Source organism: Mangrovimonas sp. CR14, assembly GCF_011764015.1.
Lineage (GTDB): Bacteria > Bacteroidota > Bacteroidia > Flavobacteriales > Flavobacteriaceae > Mangrovimonas > Mangrovimonas futianensis.
On the sequence record NZ_JAAFZY010000003.1, the window covers coordinates 261,694 to 280,084 of the forward strand.

Here is an 18,391-nt window from a genome sequence, read left to right on the forward strand (position 1 = left end):
TTTATTTCAGAATTTGATCGGAATGTTCCTTAGTTTTTACTTTGGAAATAACGTCTTTAATCATCCCATTTTCATCAATAATAAAAGTCGTTCTGTGAATCCCATCATATTCCTTTCCCATAAATTTTTTAGGTCCCCAAACACCATAGGCATTAATGACCTCTTTATCTTCATCTGCTAATAAAGGATAAGGGAAATTATATTTATTTCTAAAATTAGATTGTCTCTTTTCAGAATCAGCACTAACACCCAAAATATCATAACCCTTAGATTTAAAGGCTTCATAATTATCACTTAAGTTACAGGCCTCTGCAGTACATCCCGGTGTGCTTGCTTTAGGATAAAAAAACAAAACCAGTTTTTTACCTTTATAGTCACTTAAAGAAACATATTCACCATCTTGATTTTTCACTTTAAAATTTGGTGCTTGATCTCCTGATTTTAATTGTGTCATAATGTTTAAATTTGAATGTTCATTACAAAAATACAATCCATAAATGACTAAGCAAGAAAAGGTAGACTTTGTTATGAAAACTTTAGACAATATCTACCCTACCATTCCCATTCCATTAGACCACAAAGACCCTTATACTCTACTGATAGCCGTTTTGTTATCTGCTCAAAGTACCGATGTTAGAGTGAATCAAATCACTCCAAAACTGTTTACAAAAGCTGATAATCCTTATGATATGGTTAAACTAACGGTAGAAGAAATTAGGGATATCATTAAACCGGTTGGGCTCTCCCCTATGAAAAGCAAAGGTATTTATGGCTTATCTAAAATTCTAATAGAACAACATAACGGACAGGTTCCTCAAACTTATGAAGAACTAGAGGCGCTTCCGGCGGTAGGTCATAAAACCGCTGCTGTTGTATTATCTCAAGCTTTTGGCATACCAGCTTTTCCTGTAGACACTCACATTCATCGCTTAATGTACAGATGGAATCTTTCCAACGGAAAGAATGTTGTTCAAACTGAAAAAGATGCGAAACGATTATTTCCAGAGGAATCCTGGAACAAATTACACTTACAAATAATCTGGTACGGGAGAGAATATTGTCAAGCTCGTGGTTGGGATTTGGAAAATGATATCATTACCAAAACCATCGGAAGAAAATCAGTTCTTGACACCTACTATAAAACAAAAAAGTCCTGATTGCTCAGGACTTTTTTCAAAGTTTAGTTGAGAAGTGCTTCAAACTTCAAATTATTAATATTTATAACACTTAAAGCCTTAGAATAATTCAATAGAAACTCAATAGTTTCATCTTTTGGGTTAAGTTTACCAGTTTGATTCTTTAGGGATTTTTGAGAGTAAATTTTTGCCATTAATACTGTTTTTATCTGTTACACACATTATTAACGGACTATATAAACCTTTATTGTTTAGTTTGTTAAAATTATTTGGTGTTTATCAATAATCTTTCTCATATTGATTAAAGCATAACGCATCCTTCCCAAGGCTGTATTAATACTAACCCCCGTTATTTCTGATATTTCCTTAAAACTCATATCCTTATACATACGCATCATCAAAACTTCCTTTTGATCTTTTGGCAATTCTTCGATAACCATCTTTAGATGGCTTTCTACTTGATCCTTAATTAAAGCTTTTTCAGCATTTGGTGAATTATCACTTAATACAGAAAAAATATTAAAATCTTCCGTATTGCTAAATTTAGGCATACGGGTATTTTTTCTAAAATGATCAATAACTAAGTTATGAGCTATACGCATCACCCAAGGAAGAAATTTTCCTTCTTCATTATATTTCCCTCGTTTCAACGTTTTTATAACTTTAATAAAAGTGTCTTGAAAAATATCTTCAGCGATATCTCTATCTAAAACTTTGGAATAAATAAAGCTATAAATACGTTGTTTGTGTCTGTGTATTAAGATTTCAAGAGAAGATTCATCTCCTCGAATATAGCTCTTAACCAATTGGGCATCAGTGATAAGTTCATTTTGCATAATCATTACTTTTTAAGCATAGAAAGCTTCTATGTTGGGGTTAAATAGATTAAAAGAGTAATGTTATGCTATAGGCTATATTCGTGATTTTAAGATTAATAAAACCAAATATAACAACAATCATTCCTAAAAAACAAATTCACCAATTAATTTAACATTTAAACCTTTATTAATCTATTTTACATCCTAAGAAACAAATGATATCTTTGTGGGATTAGTCTTTTAGATTCCATGGCAACAGATATTTCACAAGTAAATCCTAAGCAAAACATAATTATAAAAGGAGCAAAACTGCACAATCTCAAGAATATTGATGTGGTTATTCCCAGAAACAAACTAGTTGTAATTACTGGTTTATCAGGTTCTGGAAAATCCAGTTTGGCCTTTGATACGCTTTATACCGAGGGTCAAAGAAGGTATGTTGAAAGTTTATCCTCTTACGCCAGACAATTCCTAGGTAGGCTTAATAAACCCAAAGTTGATTACATCAAGGGAATTGCTCCCGCCATTGCTATCGAGCAAAAAGTGAATTCAACCAACCCAAGGTCTACCGTAGGCACTACTACCGAAATTTATGACTATTTAAAACTTCTCTATGCTAGAATAGGAAGAACCTTCTCTCCTATTTCTGGTGAAGAAGTGAGGAAAGATACGGTCACCAATGTTTTAGATTATATTAAAACCTATGATGAAGGTGAAAAGTGTTTGCTTTTGGCACCAATCCATCTGGAGGAAGGTCGCAAAATGCCTGATAAAATTAAGGTACTTCAACAACAGGGTTATGCCCGAATTAAAATAAACGACCAAGTTTTAAGATTAGATCAAATTGATCCCAACGAGGTTCCAAACGATTGTTTTTTGGTGGTGGATAGAATCATTACTAAAAACGATGAAGATTTTTATAACCGATTGGCTGATGCCACTCAAACTGCCTTTTTTGAGGGCAAAGGAGAATGTATTGTTGAAAGTCTTAAAGACGGGAAACAAAAGCATTTCAGTAATAAGTTTGAACTGGATGGCATGAATTTTCTGGAACCTAATATCCATTTGTTCAGTTTCAATAACCCATACGGGGCCTGTCCCAAATGTGAAGGCTATGGTGATGTTATTGGTATTGATGAAGATTTGGTGATTCCTAATACTGCTTTATCTATCTATGAAAATGCCATTTTTCCTTGGCGTGGAGAAAGCATGAGTTGGTATCGGGACCAATTGGTTAACAATTCCCATAAATTTGATTTTCCGATTCATAAACCCTATTTCAAACTTTCGGAAGAACAAAAAAACTTAATCTGGGAAGGCAACTCCTTTTTCACGGGCTTGAATGAGTTTTTTGGCGAATTGGAAGCAAAGGCCTATAAAATTCAAAACCGAGTCATGTTATCAAGATATCGCGGAAAAACCAAATGTAAAACGTGTCATGGTAAACGCCTTCGGAAAGAAGCTGAGTACGTTAAGGTAGGAGGTAAATCTATTTCTGATTTGGTGGATATGCCTTTGGAAAAGCTAGCCATTTTCTTCCAGGATTTGGAATTGAGGGAATTTGAGCAAAAAGTAGCGGATAGACTTCTAAAAGAAATCAACAATCGTTTATCTTATTTATCTAACGTCGGATTAAGCTATTTAACCCTAAACAGAAAGTCTAATACCCTATCGGGTGGGGAGAGTCAAAGAATTAATCTAGCCACTTCCTTAGGAAGCAGTTTGGTAGGTTCTATGTATATTCTTGATGAGCCAAGTATTGGTCTGCATCCCAAAGACACCGAAAAATTAATTGAAGTTCTCAAATCGTTGCGTGATCTCGGAAATACGGTTATTGTTGTGGAACATGATGAGGATATCATGAAAGCTGCAGATGAAATTATTGATATCGGACCAGAAGCAGGCACATTGGGTGGTGAAGTAGTGGCATTTGGAACATATAAAGACATTCTCAATTCCAAGTCTTTAACAGCTGGTTACCTTAACGGAAATCTGGAGATTGAAATACCCAAAAAGCGTCGCGCTTCAAAATATCAGGTTGAAATTACTGGAGCGCGTGAAAACAACTTAAAGAACATCGATGTCACGCTACCTTTAGGAATGCTTACCGTGGTAACTGGCGTTTCGGGTAGTGGAAAAAGTACCTTAATAAAAAAGATTGTCTATCCCGTACTTCAAAAAAAACTAACTGATTTTGGAGATAAACCTGGCCAATTTTCTGAGCTAAAAGGAAACTTTTCCAACATCAAGCAAATTGAATTTGTGGATCAGAACCCCATAGGACGTTCATCTAGGTCCAATCCAGTGACCTACATTAAAGCATATGATGATATCAGAAACCTCTTTGCCAAACAAAAACTTAGTAAAATAAGAAACTACCAACCCAAACACTTTTCTTTCAACGTAGATGGCGGAAGATGTGAAACCTGTAAAGGAGAGGGTGAAGTAACCATAGAAATGCAGTTTATGGCAGATGTTCACCTTACCTGTGAAACTTGTAATGGTAAACGATTCAAAAAAGATGTTTTGGAAGTGACATTTAATGATAAAAACATTGATGATGTTTTAAATATGACCATTGACGACGCCATTTCATTTTTCACTGAACAGAAACAAGAGAAAATCCAAAGTAAACTACAGCCCTTGCAAGATGTTGGTTTGGGCTATGTCACACTGGGGCAAAGTTCCTCAACACTATCTGGTGGAGAGGCCCAACGTATCAAATTGGCTACATTTTTAGGAAAGGGAAACCGCAGCGATAAAGCACTTTTCATTTTTGATGAGCCCACCACAGGACTCCATTTTCATGACATTAAAAAACTTTTGAAATCATTTAACGCCTTAATCGAGGTTGGTCATTCCATAATTGTAGTTGAACATAACTTGGATTTAATTAAATGTGCTGATTACATCCTAGATCTTGGCCCAGAAGGTGGTGAAAAGGGAGGCCAACTGGTTGCTTCGGGAACACCCGAGGAAATAGCCTTAAATGAGGAATCCTTCACAGGTAAATACCTTAAAGAAAAACTGCATTAATCTAATAAAACATAAAGGCAAACATCATAAGCAGAATGGACGCCGGTATCATCAAAATACCAAAAACGGTAGCAACGATACTAGTTTTAATATAAGTTAAAAACCAACCTTGACCATAAAACCTTTTTAAGGCAATCATTAAATAGAAAAAGGTAGATAAGATTATTAAAAAATTGGCCCAAGCAGGAAATTTTGCCCAGATTAATGAAACCAACACCAAGATGCTAAATACCACAAAAACAAAAGCAAAAAAGTAAAAACTGAACACCAGATGATGTGCATAACGGCCTTTGTTGTAATATAGGACCTTAAGAATAAGCGCAAATAGTGGTAGAAGGAAAAACATGGCTATAGGCAAGGAATCATAGAAAGCTTTCAATAAAGACCCTCCACTCCTATTCCTATAAAACTTTAAGCCTTGTTGATACATTCTTGTTTTAAAGTAACCTGACTCCTGCTCCAATCCCATTACCTTCAAAATTTCCTCATCTGAGGCCCCTGCTTGAATCAGAGAATCAACTTCTTTTTCCTTCTCACCAAAAACCCAACTGGTTTTGACATTATTTTTATTCTTTTTAATAGCAGTACTTCCAGCGTTTATAATAGAATCCAATTCCTTTTTATCTAAATCCTTTAATCCTAACTGATCCTTGTTTTCGTTATAAACTTGCAAAACTTCATTAACCTTTGCACTATCTACGGGCTGTTCAGAAATAGAGTCCATAGTATGCCTTACCTGGTCAAAATCTTTTTTCAAAGCTTGATCAAATTTTTCCTCTTGATTACGGGCGACAAATGAAAACAAAAAGAAAAATACAACAGATACGAATAAATACATTTGTGCGGGATGCAGATATAGAAGGCGTTTTCCTGCTAAAAATTTCCTGGCTAAATATCCTGGTTTGGCCATTAATGGCCAAAAGCTTTTAAAGAAACGGGCATCAACAGAAAAATAATTGGCAATCGTATTACTAAATAATACACCAATGGTTAATTCCTCTTTATCATTTTGTCCACAATAGGGACAATAATTAAAGGCATCATCAAAAATTTGTTCACAATTTTTACAGGTGGTTTCTTTAATAGCCATAAAGTTGGGATTAGCATTCATAAAAGTAAAAAAATAATGACTATAACAAATACCAACGATAAAGAATCTACCAAAAACGAAAGAAACCAAAGTTATCAAAGCTTTTAAAAATCAATCACTTAAACACTTCAAGAAAGTTTGGCACATATATTGGGTTCCAAATGATATAGCGTAAGCCGAAAAGCTAAAGAGTAGGCATCACTTAAATTTTAGAAATTATGAAAAAATTTTTACTATTTGGAATAAGCATGATGTTTGGAACCATGCTTACTATGGAAGCTGAGAATACCATGATCAAAAATGTTGAGCTTCAATCACGCTATCATTTTGCCCAACCCATTTCTTTTATAGAACGCGGTATTGAGTTTCTGATTTTTCCTGATGGCAGTTTTGATTTTAATACCCATTTTGAAGGCAATTTATATGGAGGTGATATGTATTACAGGAATAATACCAGAAGAGCGTCTATAAATGGAACCTTTGGGGCTCCAAGAACATCTTTAGGAAATCCCGTAAGATATTCTCAACCTAATGCAATGGGTGTATTGATAGAGCATGATAGAGATGGGAAGGTAAGACGTATTGGAAATGTTTTTATCAATTATGACAGATATGGTAAAATTAAAAGAGCTGGATCGGTTTATATGAGTTACAACCGAGGCAACAGTGGTCTATTAACTCAAGTGGGAGGTTTAAAGGTAACTTATAACCACTGGGGTGAATTAGTTCATAGTTACGGTTACGTGAACAGACTGAATACAGGCCTTACCTATGGTAATAGTACCTCAAGTAATGGTTCTGTAGTCTTTAACGATTCCTACACAAATACAAGTAATGAGGATTTCTATTATTACAAACAAAACGGAGAAGTTAGAAAGAAAGAAAAACTAAAAAAATAGGCTACTTGTAATAAATAAAACCCTTCAATAGCTTAAACATTGGAGGGTTTTTTATTCCATGGTAACTTTTTCAACGACATTTTCTCCCGTTGTATAGTCAGTACCTTCCAACAAAATATACTTGGCTTGTACACTAAGGCTCGTTAAGGAATCATCCAGCTCCAAAAACATACGATCTAAATAAATTTTACGTCCGTTAACGTTAACAAATACTCTAGGAATGCCTTTACTTGTCATAATTAAGAAAAAAACAAGTTCTTTGGAAGCTGCCAAAGTGAAACGATATAGATTGGTTTTTACAAACTGTACATGAGTACCGTATGCCATCTTTTTTTGAATTGGGCTTAAAGGTTTTTTTACACCACCTTCGGTGTAAACGATACGATATTCATTAACTGGATTATTCTTTTTAAAATAGCTGCCATCTAAATTGGCATCGTAAACATAGGTGTTATGATTGAAGCTATGTTGAATATAAAAAAGTCTATGAGGTGTCCTTTTTGGAATAGGATAATTCTCCTGACCAAAGGCTATGACATGGAAAACAAGAAAACATCCCATGACAATTACTTTTAAATATCTTACCATAAAGAAAACAAAAATTTGTCCTTGTGCTTTTGTTGATGGGTTTGGATTTTAAGGAAAGCACAGTCTTAAAGATATTAAAAAGAACCTATTTTCAAAATTTAGTTCGTTGAATGGAAACCTAGAATTCATTCCATTTTTACTTTAAAAAATCCATTTCTATTTCATAATAAGGATGCAACTATCTCAAAATAAGTGCTTAATGACATGTCCACATGGCTTAAATAAGTTCTTGATTTTGATATAAAAAGTTACAATTCTTTTATTACAAACTTAATCAGGGTATTTAATGATAATGGACTTTCTACCATATTGTAATTCGATCCTCTTCCTTCAGAAACATGGCTTCATCAGGTTGCACATCAAAAGCTTCATAAAATGGTGTCGTATTCATTAAAGGACCGTTAACCCTCCAAACAGGTGGTGAATGTGGATTATTATTAATCCATAACCGCAAATATTCATCCTTCATCTTAACACGCCATATTTTAGCTACCGAAAGAAAAAAGCGCTGATCTGGTGTAAATCCACCCAATTTAGTGGTATCCTGACCTTGAGGAGTCATTTTAAAAGCATCATAGGCAACGGCTATTCCCGCTATATCAGCAGTATTCTCTCCCACTGTCATGGCGCCGTTTATATGTAATGTGTCCAAAACAGTAAAGGTATCGTACAAATCAATGACTTGCTCTATTCTTCCCTTAAACTTCTTGTAATCTGAGTCCGTCCACCAATTATTGACATTACCTTCCTTATCAAATTGCGCTCCTTGATCATCAAAAGTATGCGTGAATTCATGTCCGATGACCATCCCAATTCCACCATAGTTTAGCGCGTCATCGGCATCATTATTAAAATAAGGGGGTTGCAAAATACCTGCGGGGAAAACAATCTCGTTGGCCGAAGGATTATTGTAGGCTGTGACAGTTGATGGTGTTGTAAACCATTCTTCTTTATCGACTGGCTTTCCAAGGTTATTCAAATTAGTTTGAAACAAATTTGCAGAAGCCGAAAGTACATTTTCAAAGTATTGATCCCGATCAATATGCACTTTACTATAATCTTTCCAAACATCAGGATAACCTATTTTTTTGCTGATGGCAAACAACTTTTCTTGAGCTTTTTGTTTGGTACTATCACTCATCCACTCTAACTTATCAATTCTTGCTGCATACGCCTTTTGCACATTGTTAACCAAATCCAACATTCGTGATTTGGCTGATTCAGGAAAATAGGCCTTAACATATAACTGCCCTAGAGCTTCTCCCAAATAGCCATCTACCGCACTTGCCATCTTTTCTCCTCGTGATTTTTGAATTGCTTGACCAGAAAGTACTTTTGTAAATTCAAAAGAAGCATCCACAAAAGGCGTGCTCAAGTAATCTGCATAGTTTGTTAAGGTTTTAGCTTTTAAATAGATTTTCCAGTCTTTAAGAGGAACACTATTTATTAATGTATTTAAGGTTTCATAATAAGCAGGTTGAGCAACGTTTATTGAGTCTGTTTGGGCATTCAAATAACCTAAAAATTGGCTCCATTCAATGAATGGTTGATCTGTATTAAGATTAGCTACTGCCATTTTGTTATAATTAGCTTTGATATCGCGTCGTTCTACCCTAGTCTTATGTGATTTGGCCATTTGCTTTTCTAAATCATAAACCAAGTTTGCTTGTTTGACTGCAACACCTTTATCAGTTCCAATAAGTTGAAGTAAGCTGGCAAGATATTCTTTGTAAGCATTTTGAATTTCGAAAGTAGCAGCATCTGTTTTAAAGTAATAATCTCTATCTGGTAACCCAATGCCCGTTTGATAAGCATGCGCCATATTCATGGCACTATTTTTATCATCAGGACCTACAGATAGTCCAATAAAGGAATTGTTGTTCATCTTCATAGCTTCCGCTACAAACTTCATAATTTCCGACTTATCTTTAATGTTTTCTACATTATTAAGAATTCCTTTAATTGGGTCGTAACCTCTTTTTTCTATGGTAATCGTATCCATTCCAGAAGCGTAAAAATCCCCTACTATTTGTTCGATACTTCCTTCCTGATATTCATGACTAGAAACACTATCCAATATACTTTTCAACTTAATGCGTTGAGGGTAATTCATAAACCGATAGGCACCCACCCCTGCTTGTGTAGATGGAATACTTACCGTATCATACCATTTTGCATTGACATACCTAAAAAAGTCATCTCCAGGCCGCAAGTTTTCATCAATTCCAGTAATTTCAATAACAGGTTTATTTTCAATTTTGGAAGTTTTATTACACGCGACTAAACTGAGAAGTGCAATAAAGATTACAAATATGTTTTTCATGATTTAGATGATTGGTTTTCAAAAATTATAGTAGGAAAGAAACTTTAAGATTGGAATCTAGCTAAAGATAATCATTTTTATTAGAGGGATTTAAGGATTTAAAAAAAGGATTTTCTAAGTAAGGTTGGACTTTTAGGTATTTAAAATGGATTGTGATCCTATTTGCCTAAATTCAAAAAATTGAGGAGCCACTAATATCTAAATAAAAGCTAGAAAATTTAACACCTAAACTTATTAACTTAAATAGCCTTTTTCATTTAGTCAAATTATTTATTTCCTCTACTGATTGATAGAATGGAAAAGGAATATCATTAGTAATGGTTCCATTTTTAGCAATAAAGGAATACGTTGCTCCTCCGTAACAGAAGGCAGAAATATTTTTATCACTAAAGCTCTTTAATGTAGATTCATTTCCCTCAATAGATAAAAAATAGTGTTTAGCTTTCCAATCATTATCAATTATCCTTGCCGCCCACAGGTTCTTATGAGCTAAGTTATCTATGCATATATAAAGGACGTTTACCCTATCTTTATTCGTTTCTTCAAACTCTTTTATTACAGGTAAATTATTTACCAAAGATGAGCCGGCAAATTGCGCAGACCAAAATACAATGAATAAAGGCTTGTTATTATAATTTTCTAGCAACCCATTAAATTGCTCATGATCTAACAAATTGTCAATTAGATCATAATCTGCATTGTACAGTCCATTTTTCAACAAAGAATTAAAGAATTTGAGTCTTGACACATATTTATTCCCTGAGTTCATTGTGTCTAGCTTTTCATAATACATATTATGGTCATACCCCAAAGTCATGCTATATCCAGATAATGTTGAAAAATATTTAGAATAAATATCGTTGTTGAAATTCTTTTTTATGAAGTTTGCCGCCCATTCCATATAGTTTTCATAACGAGGGCCACTAAAAAAAGACTGCCAATTTCCATAAGTGATTTTAACTCCTTCCCTTTGTTTTAAATTTCGTAAATACTCTACTTTCAAAATGCTTTCTAAGCTATTTCCAAAATTCCAATCATTTATGTTATCTAAACTTCTATAGGCATTGCTATTGAAGACATCAAAGGCTTTTGAATTTAAGTCAATTTCTAAGGTCTCAGACTTTTCTTGTGATGATATCATTGATAAAAAATGAGTCACTAAAGTATATTGCTGATAATTTATACGATTAACTAGGAAATTATATTCTTTTCTGGTCAAAGGAGATTCTAATATAATTTTTTCTATTTCAACTTTGTTATCGGCTTTAAGAACCCAATCACTTTTTATGTCTTTATAATATATACTATTTAACAGGTTTATTTGTCCTGTAATTACCTCTTCAATATGTTTTGTAAATGCAGTGAGGGTCTTATTGTTGTCAAAATCAAAATTATTGTATCCAAATTGTCCTAAACGAAGTGTATTGATTTTACCAGCTCCTCGACCTTCAACAAAAAGGGAATTACTTGGATTTTTCATATCAAATTCAAGCTGGATACTATCTCCCTGAAACAAAATAAGAGGTATTGAATGCTTATTAAATTCTAAAATATAATTTGCCCCATCAGTGATGTGATCTGAATTAAAATTAAATTGGCCTCTTGAATTAATATGAGTAACAAGGCTTCTAAAGTTATCAAAGTTGAGGTTCCCTCGAATTCTTGAAACATAGTTTAAGCAAACATGCTCTTTGTTTGAATTCTTCACATACCCATCAATATAGACTTTTTGAATGTTACCAGAATTTGTTTTAAATGAAACGAGAAGAATAAATAAAATGAAAGCTGTAGAAATGTTTTTCATATTTGGTTAATTAGGTCTAAAGATTGATGGTTTGATCTATTTATTACCGTCATTATTCTCCTCCCATTATTTTCAAACAGATTATTCTAGTTTTTATTGTAACCAATAAATAGGAAATTTTACCAGTACATCAGAATCCATTTGGAAATTAAAAACTCTATCAACCACGAATATAACTCCTCATAATCAATTATATAGTTTAAAAAAGAGAATTCATTCACTTATCAATTAGAAAGAACAAAAAATCTTTGGCACGTTGTTTGTAAAACTTAAAACGAGTTTAATTCAAAACCCTTTCAAAATGAAAAATTTAATAGCTCTTATATTTACAACATTATTAGCCATACCCATGGTGAGTGCTAATACCAATCTTGATAACAATGCCGAATCTACAACTTTGAGAGGTTATGGAAATTCTTTCATTTTTGTTGAAGGCGGAATTGAATTCTCCATATTTCCAGATGGTCAATTTGATTTTTACATGCCCAGTTATGGTCCTAATGTGAACGTAGCGGTAAATGCTCCTGGAGTAAGCATTAGCTTTAACTCTGGATATGATTATGGTGCCTATGTTCAATATGATGATTTTGGTGCTGTCGTGCAAATTGAAAACACTCCTATTTTTTATGATTACTATGGGCGTGTTTCTCAAATAGGTAATGTATTTATCAATTACAACGGATTTGGTTATGTATCCAGAGTCGGAGGCTTATATGTACATTACAACAATAGGGTTTTCACACATTGTACTGGTTTCATCAATGTTTATAATCGTGTTTATGTTTATAGACCTTGGCATCGATTTTATATGATTCCTCCAGCACCTTATTGTGTTGTTTACAATAGACCTTACAGAAGGTATTACACTCCTGTAAGATACCATTACAGCAATCCGTACGTTAATAATTATAGAAGAACAACGGCAGTGGCAAGTAGACGTGGTAACACAGTAAGAAGAAACAGTGCTTTAGCTACACATACCAGAGGAAATGCAACAACTAGAAGAAATGCAACAACAAGAAGTAACCAAGCCCAATCTAGAAACAATCGTGCAACACAAGCAACTAGAAGCAATAGGTCTAACTCACAAACTAGAACGGCCTCTTCTAATAGCAGAAATAATAACCCTAGATCTGTGAACTCATCTCAAGGTAGATCAAAGAATCAAGCAAGCCAAAGAACTACTGGTAATAGATCCAATTCTATTCAAAGAAATCGAGTGGTCATGAATAACCAAGGTTCTCAAAGAACTTATTCCAATCAAAGGAATTCAGGTAATTCTGTTAAGGAAAACCAAAGAAAAACGACCAATAACCGTCAAAGTGTTGGAAAATCGTTAAATAATAGAAATAACTCACGTGTAAATAAACCAAATAACTCAAATACACGTAATTCTAATAGAAATGCACAACAAACAAGAAGTGCATCAAACAGATTGAATAGAAGATAGAATAAATTTTTTGGTTGGTTAGTTAGAAAGTCCTGCGATTAAGTTTGCCTCAAAGCAAATTCGCGGGATTTTCTCGTTTTACCTGTTAAGTAGTTTATTAATAATTTGATTGATATCTTCAGATAGATTGAGCGTATATACAATTATGCCGTATCCCAATGCAATCAATAACGATTTCAAGCCTATATTGACAATAGGATGAAATGAAAAGTCCCAGAAATAAAAAGCTCCCATACAAACCAAAATAAGGATAAATACTTTTACCGTATTGGAAGTGAATGGAGACATTCTAAACTTTTTATACACAAACCCTACCTTTGAAGCGCTGTAAAAAAACATAGCCAATAATGTGGCAAATGCAGCCCCATTAATGCCAAATAAAGGAATAAATAAAGCATTCAGGATGACGGTCAAAATAGCCAAAAAAACACCAAGGATTAACACCATTCTATAATAATCGCTATTGAACAAAATAGCATTATTATTACCGATTATACCTTCCATCAATTTAGCCAAACCAATTACAAAGACCACAACCAAACCATCAGCATATCCAGGTTCTAGCATCATATAGAGTTGATTAATATTTAGAACGATAATCAGAAAAATAAACCCTGTTATAATAAATAAATTGATGGAACTTTTTTGATACAACAACTTTAGTCCATCTCTATCCTTTTCATTTAACAATTTAGCTGTTAAAGGACTTGTAATCTGATGAAGAGATCTTGAAGGAACCCCAATAACCGTAGCTATGTAAATAGCCACACCGTAGAAGGCAACATTTTCAATGGGTACATAATAATTGATCATGAATTTATCAATTTCCAAAATAACATTGGCTACAGAACCCGCTATAATAATCAAGGCTGAATATTTTAAAATAGCACTTAAATTCGGGATTTTACTCAATTTAAAAGATGGAAATCGCAAGCTGTAAGCATATAATTTCATAACTATCATCCTTAAAATATAGATACCTACTATACCCCAGATCAATTGGTCTACAGTTAACCAATCCAAATAGAGGCAAACCAATAATAGTGTGGTTAAAATACGATGAAATACTTCTTTCATAAAATTCCCAAACACTGATTGCATTTGAACACGACTCCAGGCGTAAAAGACCTCAAAATAAGCAAAGGATACCGCTGCAATGTATATATGCCAAACATAATCTTTAACAATAGGATTATCACCAGACAACCATTCACTAATAGAAGAAAAAAATAGACATCCCAAAATGCCTGCAGGTATGATTATCGCAAAAGGCAAAAACAACATTAAAATTAAAAAACTGTTCTGGGACTGTTTGCTCCTGAAAGAAGAATAAAATTTGATAATCGTGTTATGAACACCAAAAGCCATTAAGGGCATTAAAATATTGGCAGTAGACAGTATGTAGGTAATCAATCCAAAATACTCTGGACTAAGAAATTTGGTATATAAAAACAAGACATTTATAGCGCCAATACCAAATCCAAGGTAGGTCAATACCGTGTTCTTTGCCGATTGATTTAAAACTATTCCCATCGAATCAAATTAGACAAAACTTTAGTCAGTTCCCGTCTATGGTACTTCTGAACCCCAATAGGATTAGTTTTTAAGGAACCGCTTTGGAATTCAAGATAATACTTTAAAATGACTTCCTTTAAAGCAGGTTTGGAATCATAATAAAAATAACTTCCAGTATTGCTTTGGGTAATGATTCGCTCTACATCAGAACCTTTAGGGCCCAAAGCTATAATAGGTCTGTTGGCAGCCATATACTCAAAAAGCTTACCCGGAATAATAGCCTTGGTTTCCTCAGAATCAATTTCTATCAAGAGTAATAATTGAGATTTTTTCTGAAACACAATAGATTCATTATGTGACACATAACCCACTTCATTTACAAATTTAGTTAAACCATAAAGATTCATACTTTCCAATACTTCCTTACTCACAGATCCTACAAAATCCAATCTTAAATCGGTCGCAAAAGATGGGACATCTTGAACCAGCTCACTTAAAACTTGCCACAAAATTTGCGGGTTTCTTTTGGACAACAAAGAACCAATATGAGACAATGAAAATTTAGTATCCAAAGGTGGTTGATTTACCTTCTCATCATCAAATCCATTGGTAATTACAGAAATGGGTTGTTGCGTAAGGCCCGAAAATTCATCTTTGGTAACTTGGCTTGTAACAATTATATGATCGGCAGAATTTAATACTAAGTGTTCCAATGCCTTGTGCTTCTTTTGGGCAAATGGCAAGAGTTTTAATTCTTTATGATACCCAATACTCGTCCATGGATCCCTGAAATCTGCAATCCAATGCACCCCCAATTGTTTCTTCAATTCTAACCCTATTAAATGGAGACTATGAGGTGGTCCCGTTGTAATTACCGTATCAATGATATGAATCTTTAAATAGTCTTCCAAATACGTTACAGAAGGTTTCACCCAGGATTTCCTTGCATCAGGAATAAAAAAATTACCCCTTATAAATAACATGAGCTTCTCCACCACTCCTTGCTTCCTTTTATCTGGAATAATTCCTTTACTAATGGTTTTAGATTTGTTTTTGGAGAACCTACTCGCTAATTTATAGGGTTCTTTAATAGGCTTCTTTATAACAGTAACATGCTCTGACACTTCGCTTTCAAGAGAAGAATCAGTTAAAGGGTAAGTTGGATTCTCTGGAACAAAAACAATGGGTTCTACATCAAACTGCGGTAAGTATTTTACAAACTTGAGCCATCTTTGTACGCCTGGTCCCCCGGCAGGAGGCCAATAATACGTTATGATGAGTACTTTTTTAGGCACTTTCCTCCTTTTTAGTCTTAAAGATGTAAAATAAGCCTCCTAAAAATAGTAAACCAAAGATTATGGAGCTTGCCATGGCAATTGTGCTTCCCTTAGAAATAACCTCAGGCTCAAATTTAAACGCCACTTCATGGGTTCCGGAAGGAATAAACATCCCTCTAAGAACATAATTGACTCGTACATGAGGAACTTTCTTTCCATCTAAATAAGCATTCCAACCTTGCTGATAATAAATCTCAGAGAATACGGCAAAACCATCTGAATCATTGCTCGTAGTATATTTAATCCTATTTGGTTCATAGTCCTGTACCTTGATACTAGCTAAAGAATCTGTCACAAATTGAGTGGATTTTAAAGTCTTGAGATAGTCATCAAAAACACTTGCATCTATAATGGCCTCTTGTTTTGTATTTAAACTATCCAATGCCGAAATCTCCTCATTGCTATTCGACACGCTCTTCAAGGAATTGATAAACCAAGCATTGCCATTGGCATCAGGATTAGTAAAAGGAAAAGGACTTCCTTTCTCATCTTCAGCAATGATATATTTGGTATTCAGCATATTCAAAACTTCCATATTATTTTTAGCAATGTGGAAATCATATAATTCGTCAAAACGTTTCAGTTTAGCAGCGTGATAACCACTCAATGAATTATAAAAGTAAGAAGCTCTTGCAGGTTCCCTATTGAATAAATCAAGCACCCGAAATTCTGTGGTGTCTTTTCGAATGTATTGATCCAATTGATTTTCCTGGTAAGGTTTATTCACCTTGATAGAAGCTGTAAAATTCTCATTATTGACATATCTTCTATCAACCCCAACCAAATCAAATAAAATTATAATTGCAAAGCCTATTATAACGGCATTTTGCGAGAGTTTTTTTCTTAAATAGAAAAAGATCATTCCAGCAGATAGAAGCACCAATATCAAAGTTCTAAACGTATCTTTCATAAAGAAGGACATACGGTCTTCTTTGACAGCATCTATAAATTCCTGACCATAATTCTGACGATAAAACCCATCATTTCCTCCTGCAAAATCAAAAGATGATTTCAACAATAAAAGTAATATGGCTAAACCACCAGTAATGGCAGCCGTATATTTTAAAGCTTTTAATTTCTCCTCTTCTCTAACAACATCATTAAACAAACGAACCAATGCAAAAACTCCCAAAACAGGCATACACAATTCCAAAATTACCTGAATGGAAGTAATAGCTCTAAACTTGTCGTAAAGTGGAACTACGTTGATGAAAAAATCGGTCAAAAAGGCTAAATGATATCCATAAGATAGCAATAGTGATAAAAGAGTACCTCCTACTAACCACCATTTAAGTCTGCCTTTGACCAAAAATAACCCCAGAACAAACAAAAAGATAATAACGGCTCCAACATAGGCAGGTGCTTCTAATATAGGCTGTTCTCCCCAATAAGTAGGAATGCGCTTAGTTTGCTCTAAGGCTTGAACCGGTGTTGCTCCCAATTTTAAAAAATACTGGTAGGAAGCGGATTCCTTTCCTACATCTTCCAAGCTTCCTCCTCCCATTAATCTTGGAACAAACAAGTTTAAAGATTCTAAAAATCCATAGCTATATTCGGTAATCTTATCCTTATCAAGTCCGCTGGTGATCTCTTTTGGAGAACCATCAGGGTTAATAGTCAACGTTGACTTACCACGAGTACTTTCTTTGGCATATTCTTGAGTTGCCATGATGTTTGTAGCATTTAATCCAATCGCTAAAACGACTGCTCCAACCATAATACCTACCGACTTAAAATAATGAGGTAGTTCTTTTTTCCTGTAGGCATCTACTAAATAGGCAATTCCCAAAACCACAACCAAAAACAGCAAATAGTAAGTCATTTGAAAATGGTTGGCCACCAACTCCAAAGCCATCGCAATGGTCAATACTAAAAAGCCAATAATATATTTTTTCCTAAAGGTTAAAATGATACCGCTTAATACCAATGGCATGTAAGCAATAGCATGAGCCTTACTATTATGGCCTACTCCCAATATGATAATTAAATATGTTGAAAACCCGAAAGCTAGCGCCCCCAATGCAGATAACTTATAATCAACCTTCAGACATAACAAAAGAATATAAAAACCGATGAAATACAAAAACAAATAGTCGGCTGGCCTTGGCAAAAATCTAATAGCCAAATCCAATTTTTTAATATAATTATGAGGATACTTTGCTCCTAATTGATAGGTAGGCATCCCACCAAAAGCACTATTGGTCCAATAGGTTTCTTCTCCGGTAGCTTCACGAAAATCGTTTTGCTGTTTAGACATACCTATGTAATGTAGGATGTCACTCTGATAGATTTCCTGACCTTTTAAAACGGGATTGAAATAAGCAAGGGAAACAACCACAAAACCTATAAGTACCAAGAAATGTGGAAGTAACTTTTTAAAAGTAAACTGCATCAA

At 34.1% G+C, this 18,391-nt stretch carries 14 protein-coding genes; 4 read left to right on the plus strand and 10 right to left on the minus strand.

Annotation, left to right across the window (positions count from 1 at the left end; all coding sequences use genetic code 11):
* Position 1: 1 nt before the first annotated feature.
* Positions 2–454 (minus strand): thioredoxin-dependent thiol peroxidase, encoded by a 453-nt coding sequence (bcp, locus tag GZ212_RS07190; protein WP_166958544.1) that lies wholly within the window; start codon positions 452–454, stop codon positions 2–4.
* Between the two features lie 43 nt (positions 455–497).
* Between bcp and nth the strand changes: the two genes are divergently transcribed.
* Positions 498–1,157, plus strand: a complete 660-nt coding sequence (gene nth / locus GZ212_RS07195) for an endonuclease III (protein WP_166958546.1) — start codon at positions 498–500, stop codon at positions 1,155–1,157.
* 23 nt (positions 1,158–1,180) lie between these two features.
* Here nth and GZ212_RS07200 read toward each other — a convergent pair whose 3' ends face one another.
* Together GZ212_RS07200 and GZ212_RS07205 are read right to left on the minus strand one after the other, a co-directional pair.
* The gene (locus tag GZ212_RS07200; protein ID WP_166958548.1) at positions 1,181–1,330 is read right to left on the minus strand and encodes a hypothetical protein; all 150 of its coding nucleotides are present in this window, start codon (positions 1,328–1,330) and stop codon (positions 1,181–1,183) included.
* 57 nt (positions 1,331–1,387) lie between these two features.
* Positions 1,388–1,972: an RNA polymerase sigma factor gene (locus GZ212_RS07205; RefSeq protein WP_166958550.1), complete on the minus strand. Its 585-nt coding sequence runs from the start codon at positions 1,970–1,972 to the stop codon at positions 1,388–1,390.
* A gap of 231 nt (positions 1,973–2,203) precedes the next feature.
* Between GZ212_RS07205 and uvrA the strand changes: the two genes are divergently transcribed.
* A complete protein-coding gene (uvrA, locus tag GZ212_RS07210) occupies positions 2,204–4,990 on the plus strand; it encodes an excinuclease ABC subunit UvrA (RefSeq protein WP_166958552.1) in 2,787 nt (928 codons plus the stop codon).
* Between the two features lies 1 nt (position 4,991).
* Here the strand turns inward: uvrA and GZ212_RS07215 are convergent, their stop codons facing one another.
* Complete coding sequence (locus GZ212_RS07215) at positions 4,992–6,080, minus strand: DUF3667 domain-containing protein (RefSeq protein WP_166958554.1); 1,089 nt, start codon at positions 6,078–6,080, stop codon at positions 4,992–4,994.
* A 218-nt stretch (positions 6,081–6,298) separates the two neighbouring features.
* Between GZ212_RS07215 and GZ212_RS07220 the strand changes: the two genes are divergently transcribed.
* The gene (locus tag GZ212_RS07220) at positions 6,299–6,979 is read left to right on the plus strand and encodes a hypothetical protein (RefSeq protein ID WP_166958556.1); all 681 of its coding nucleotides are present in this window, start codon (positions 6,299–6,301) and stop codon (positions 6,977–6,979) included.
* Between the two features lie 51 nt (positions 6,980–7,030).
* On the opposite strand, the gene GZ212_RS07225 is transcribed toward GZ212_RS07220, so the two are convergent.
* From GZ212_RS07225 to GZ212_RS07235, 3 genes are all read right to left on the minus strand, one after another.
* Positions 7,031–7,540: a DUF4833 domain-containing protein gene (locus tag GZ212_RS07225; protein WP_206080406.1), complete on the minus strand. Its 510-nt coding sequence runs from the start codon at positions 7,538–7,540 to the stop codon at positions 7,031–7,033.
* Between the two features lie 328 nt (positions 7,541–7,868).
* Entirely contained in the window at positions 7,869–9,890 is a 2,022-nt protein-coding gene (locus GZ212_RS07230) for a M13 family metallopeptidase (protein ID WP_166958560.1), read from the minus strand.
* Between the two features lie 253 nt (positions 9,891–10,143).
* On the minus strand, positions 10,144–11,694 hold the full coding sequence (locus GZ212_RS07235) for a hypothetical protein (RefSeq protein ID WP_206080407.1): 1,551 nt from the start codon (positions 11,692–11,694) through the stop codon (positions 10,144–10,146).
* A 301-nt stretch (positions 11,695–11,995) separates the two neighbouring features.
* On the opposite strand from GZ212_RS07235, the gene GZ212_RS07240 reads away from it, so the two are divergent.
* Entirely contained in the window at positions 11,996–13,144 is a 1,149-nt protein-coding gene (locus GZ212_RS07240; RefSeq protein WP_166958565.1) for a hypothetical protein, read from the plus strand.
* A 78-nt stretch (positions 13,145–13,222) separates the two neighbouring features.
* Here GZ212_RS07240 and GZ212_RS07245 read toward each other — a convergent pair whose 3' ends face one another.
* The 3 genes from GZ212_RS07245 to GZ212_RS07255 are packed head-to-tail and all read right to left on the minus strand — an operon-like array spanning position 13,223 to position 18,388.
* The gene (locus GZ212_RS07245; RefSeq protein WP_166958567.1) at positions 13,223–14,677 is read right to left on the minus strand and encodes a lipopolysaccharide biosynthesis protein; all 1,455 of its coding nucleotides are present in this window, start codon (positions 14,675–14,677) and stop codon (positions 13,223–13,225) included.
* Positions 14,668–15,954, minus strand: a complete 1,287-nt coding sequence (locus GZ212_RS07250) for a glycosyltransferase family 4 protein (protein ID WP_166958569.1) — start codon at positions 15,952–15,954, stop codon at positions 14,668–14,670. Before GZ212_RS07250 ends, GZ212_RS07245 begins: the two co-directional genes overlap by 10 nt.
* A complete protein-coding gene (locus GZ212_RS07255) occupies positions 15,947–18,388 on the minus strand; it encodes a YfhO family protein (RefSeq protein WP_166958571.1) in 2,442 nt (813 codons plus the stop codon). Before GZ212_RS07255 ends, GZ212_RS07250 begins: the two co-directional genes overlap by 8 nt.
* Between the last annotated feature and the right edge of the window lie 3 nt (positions 18,389–18,391).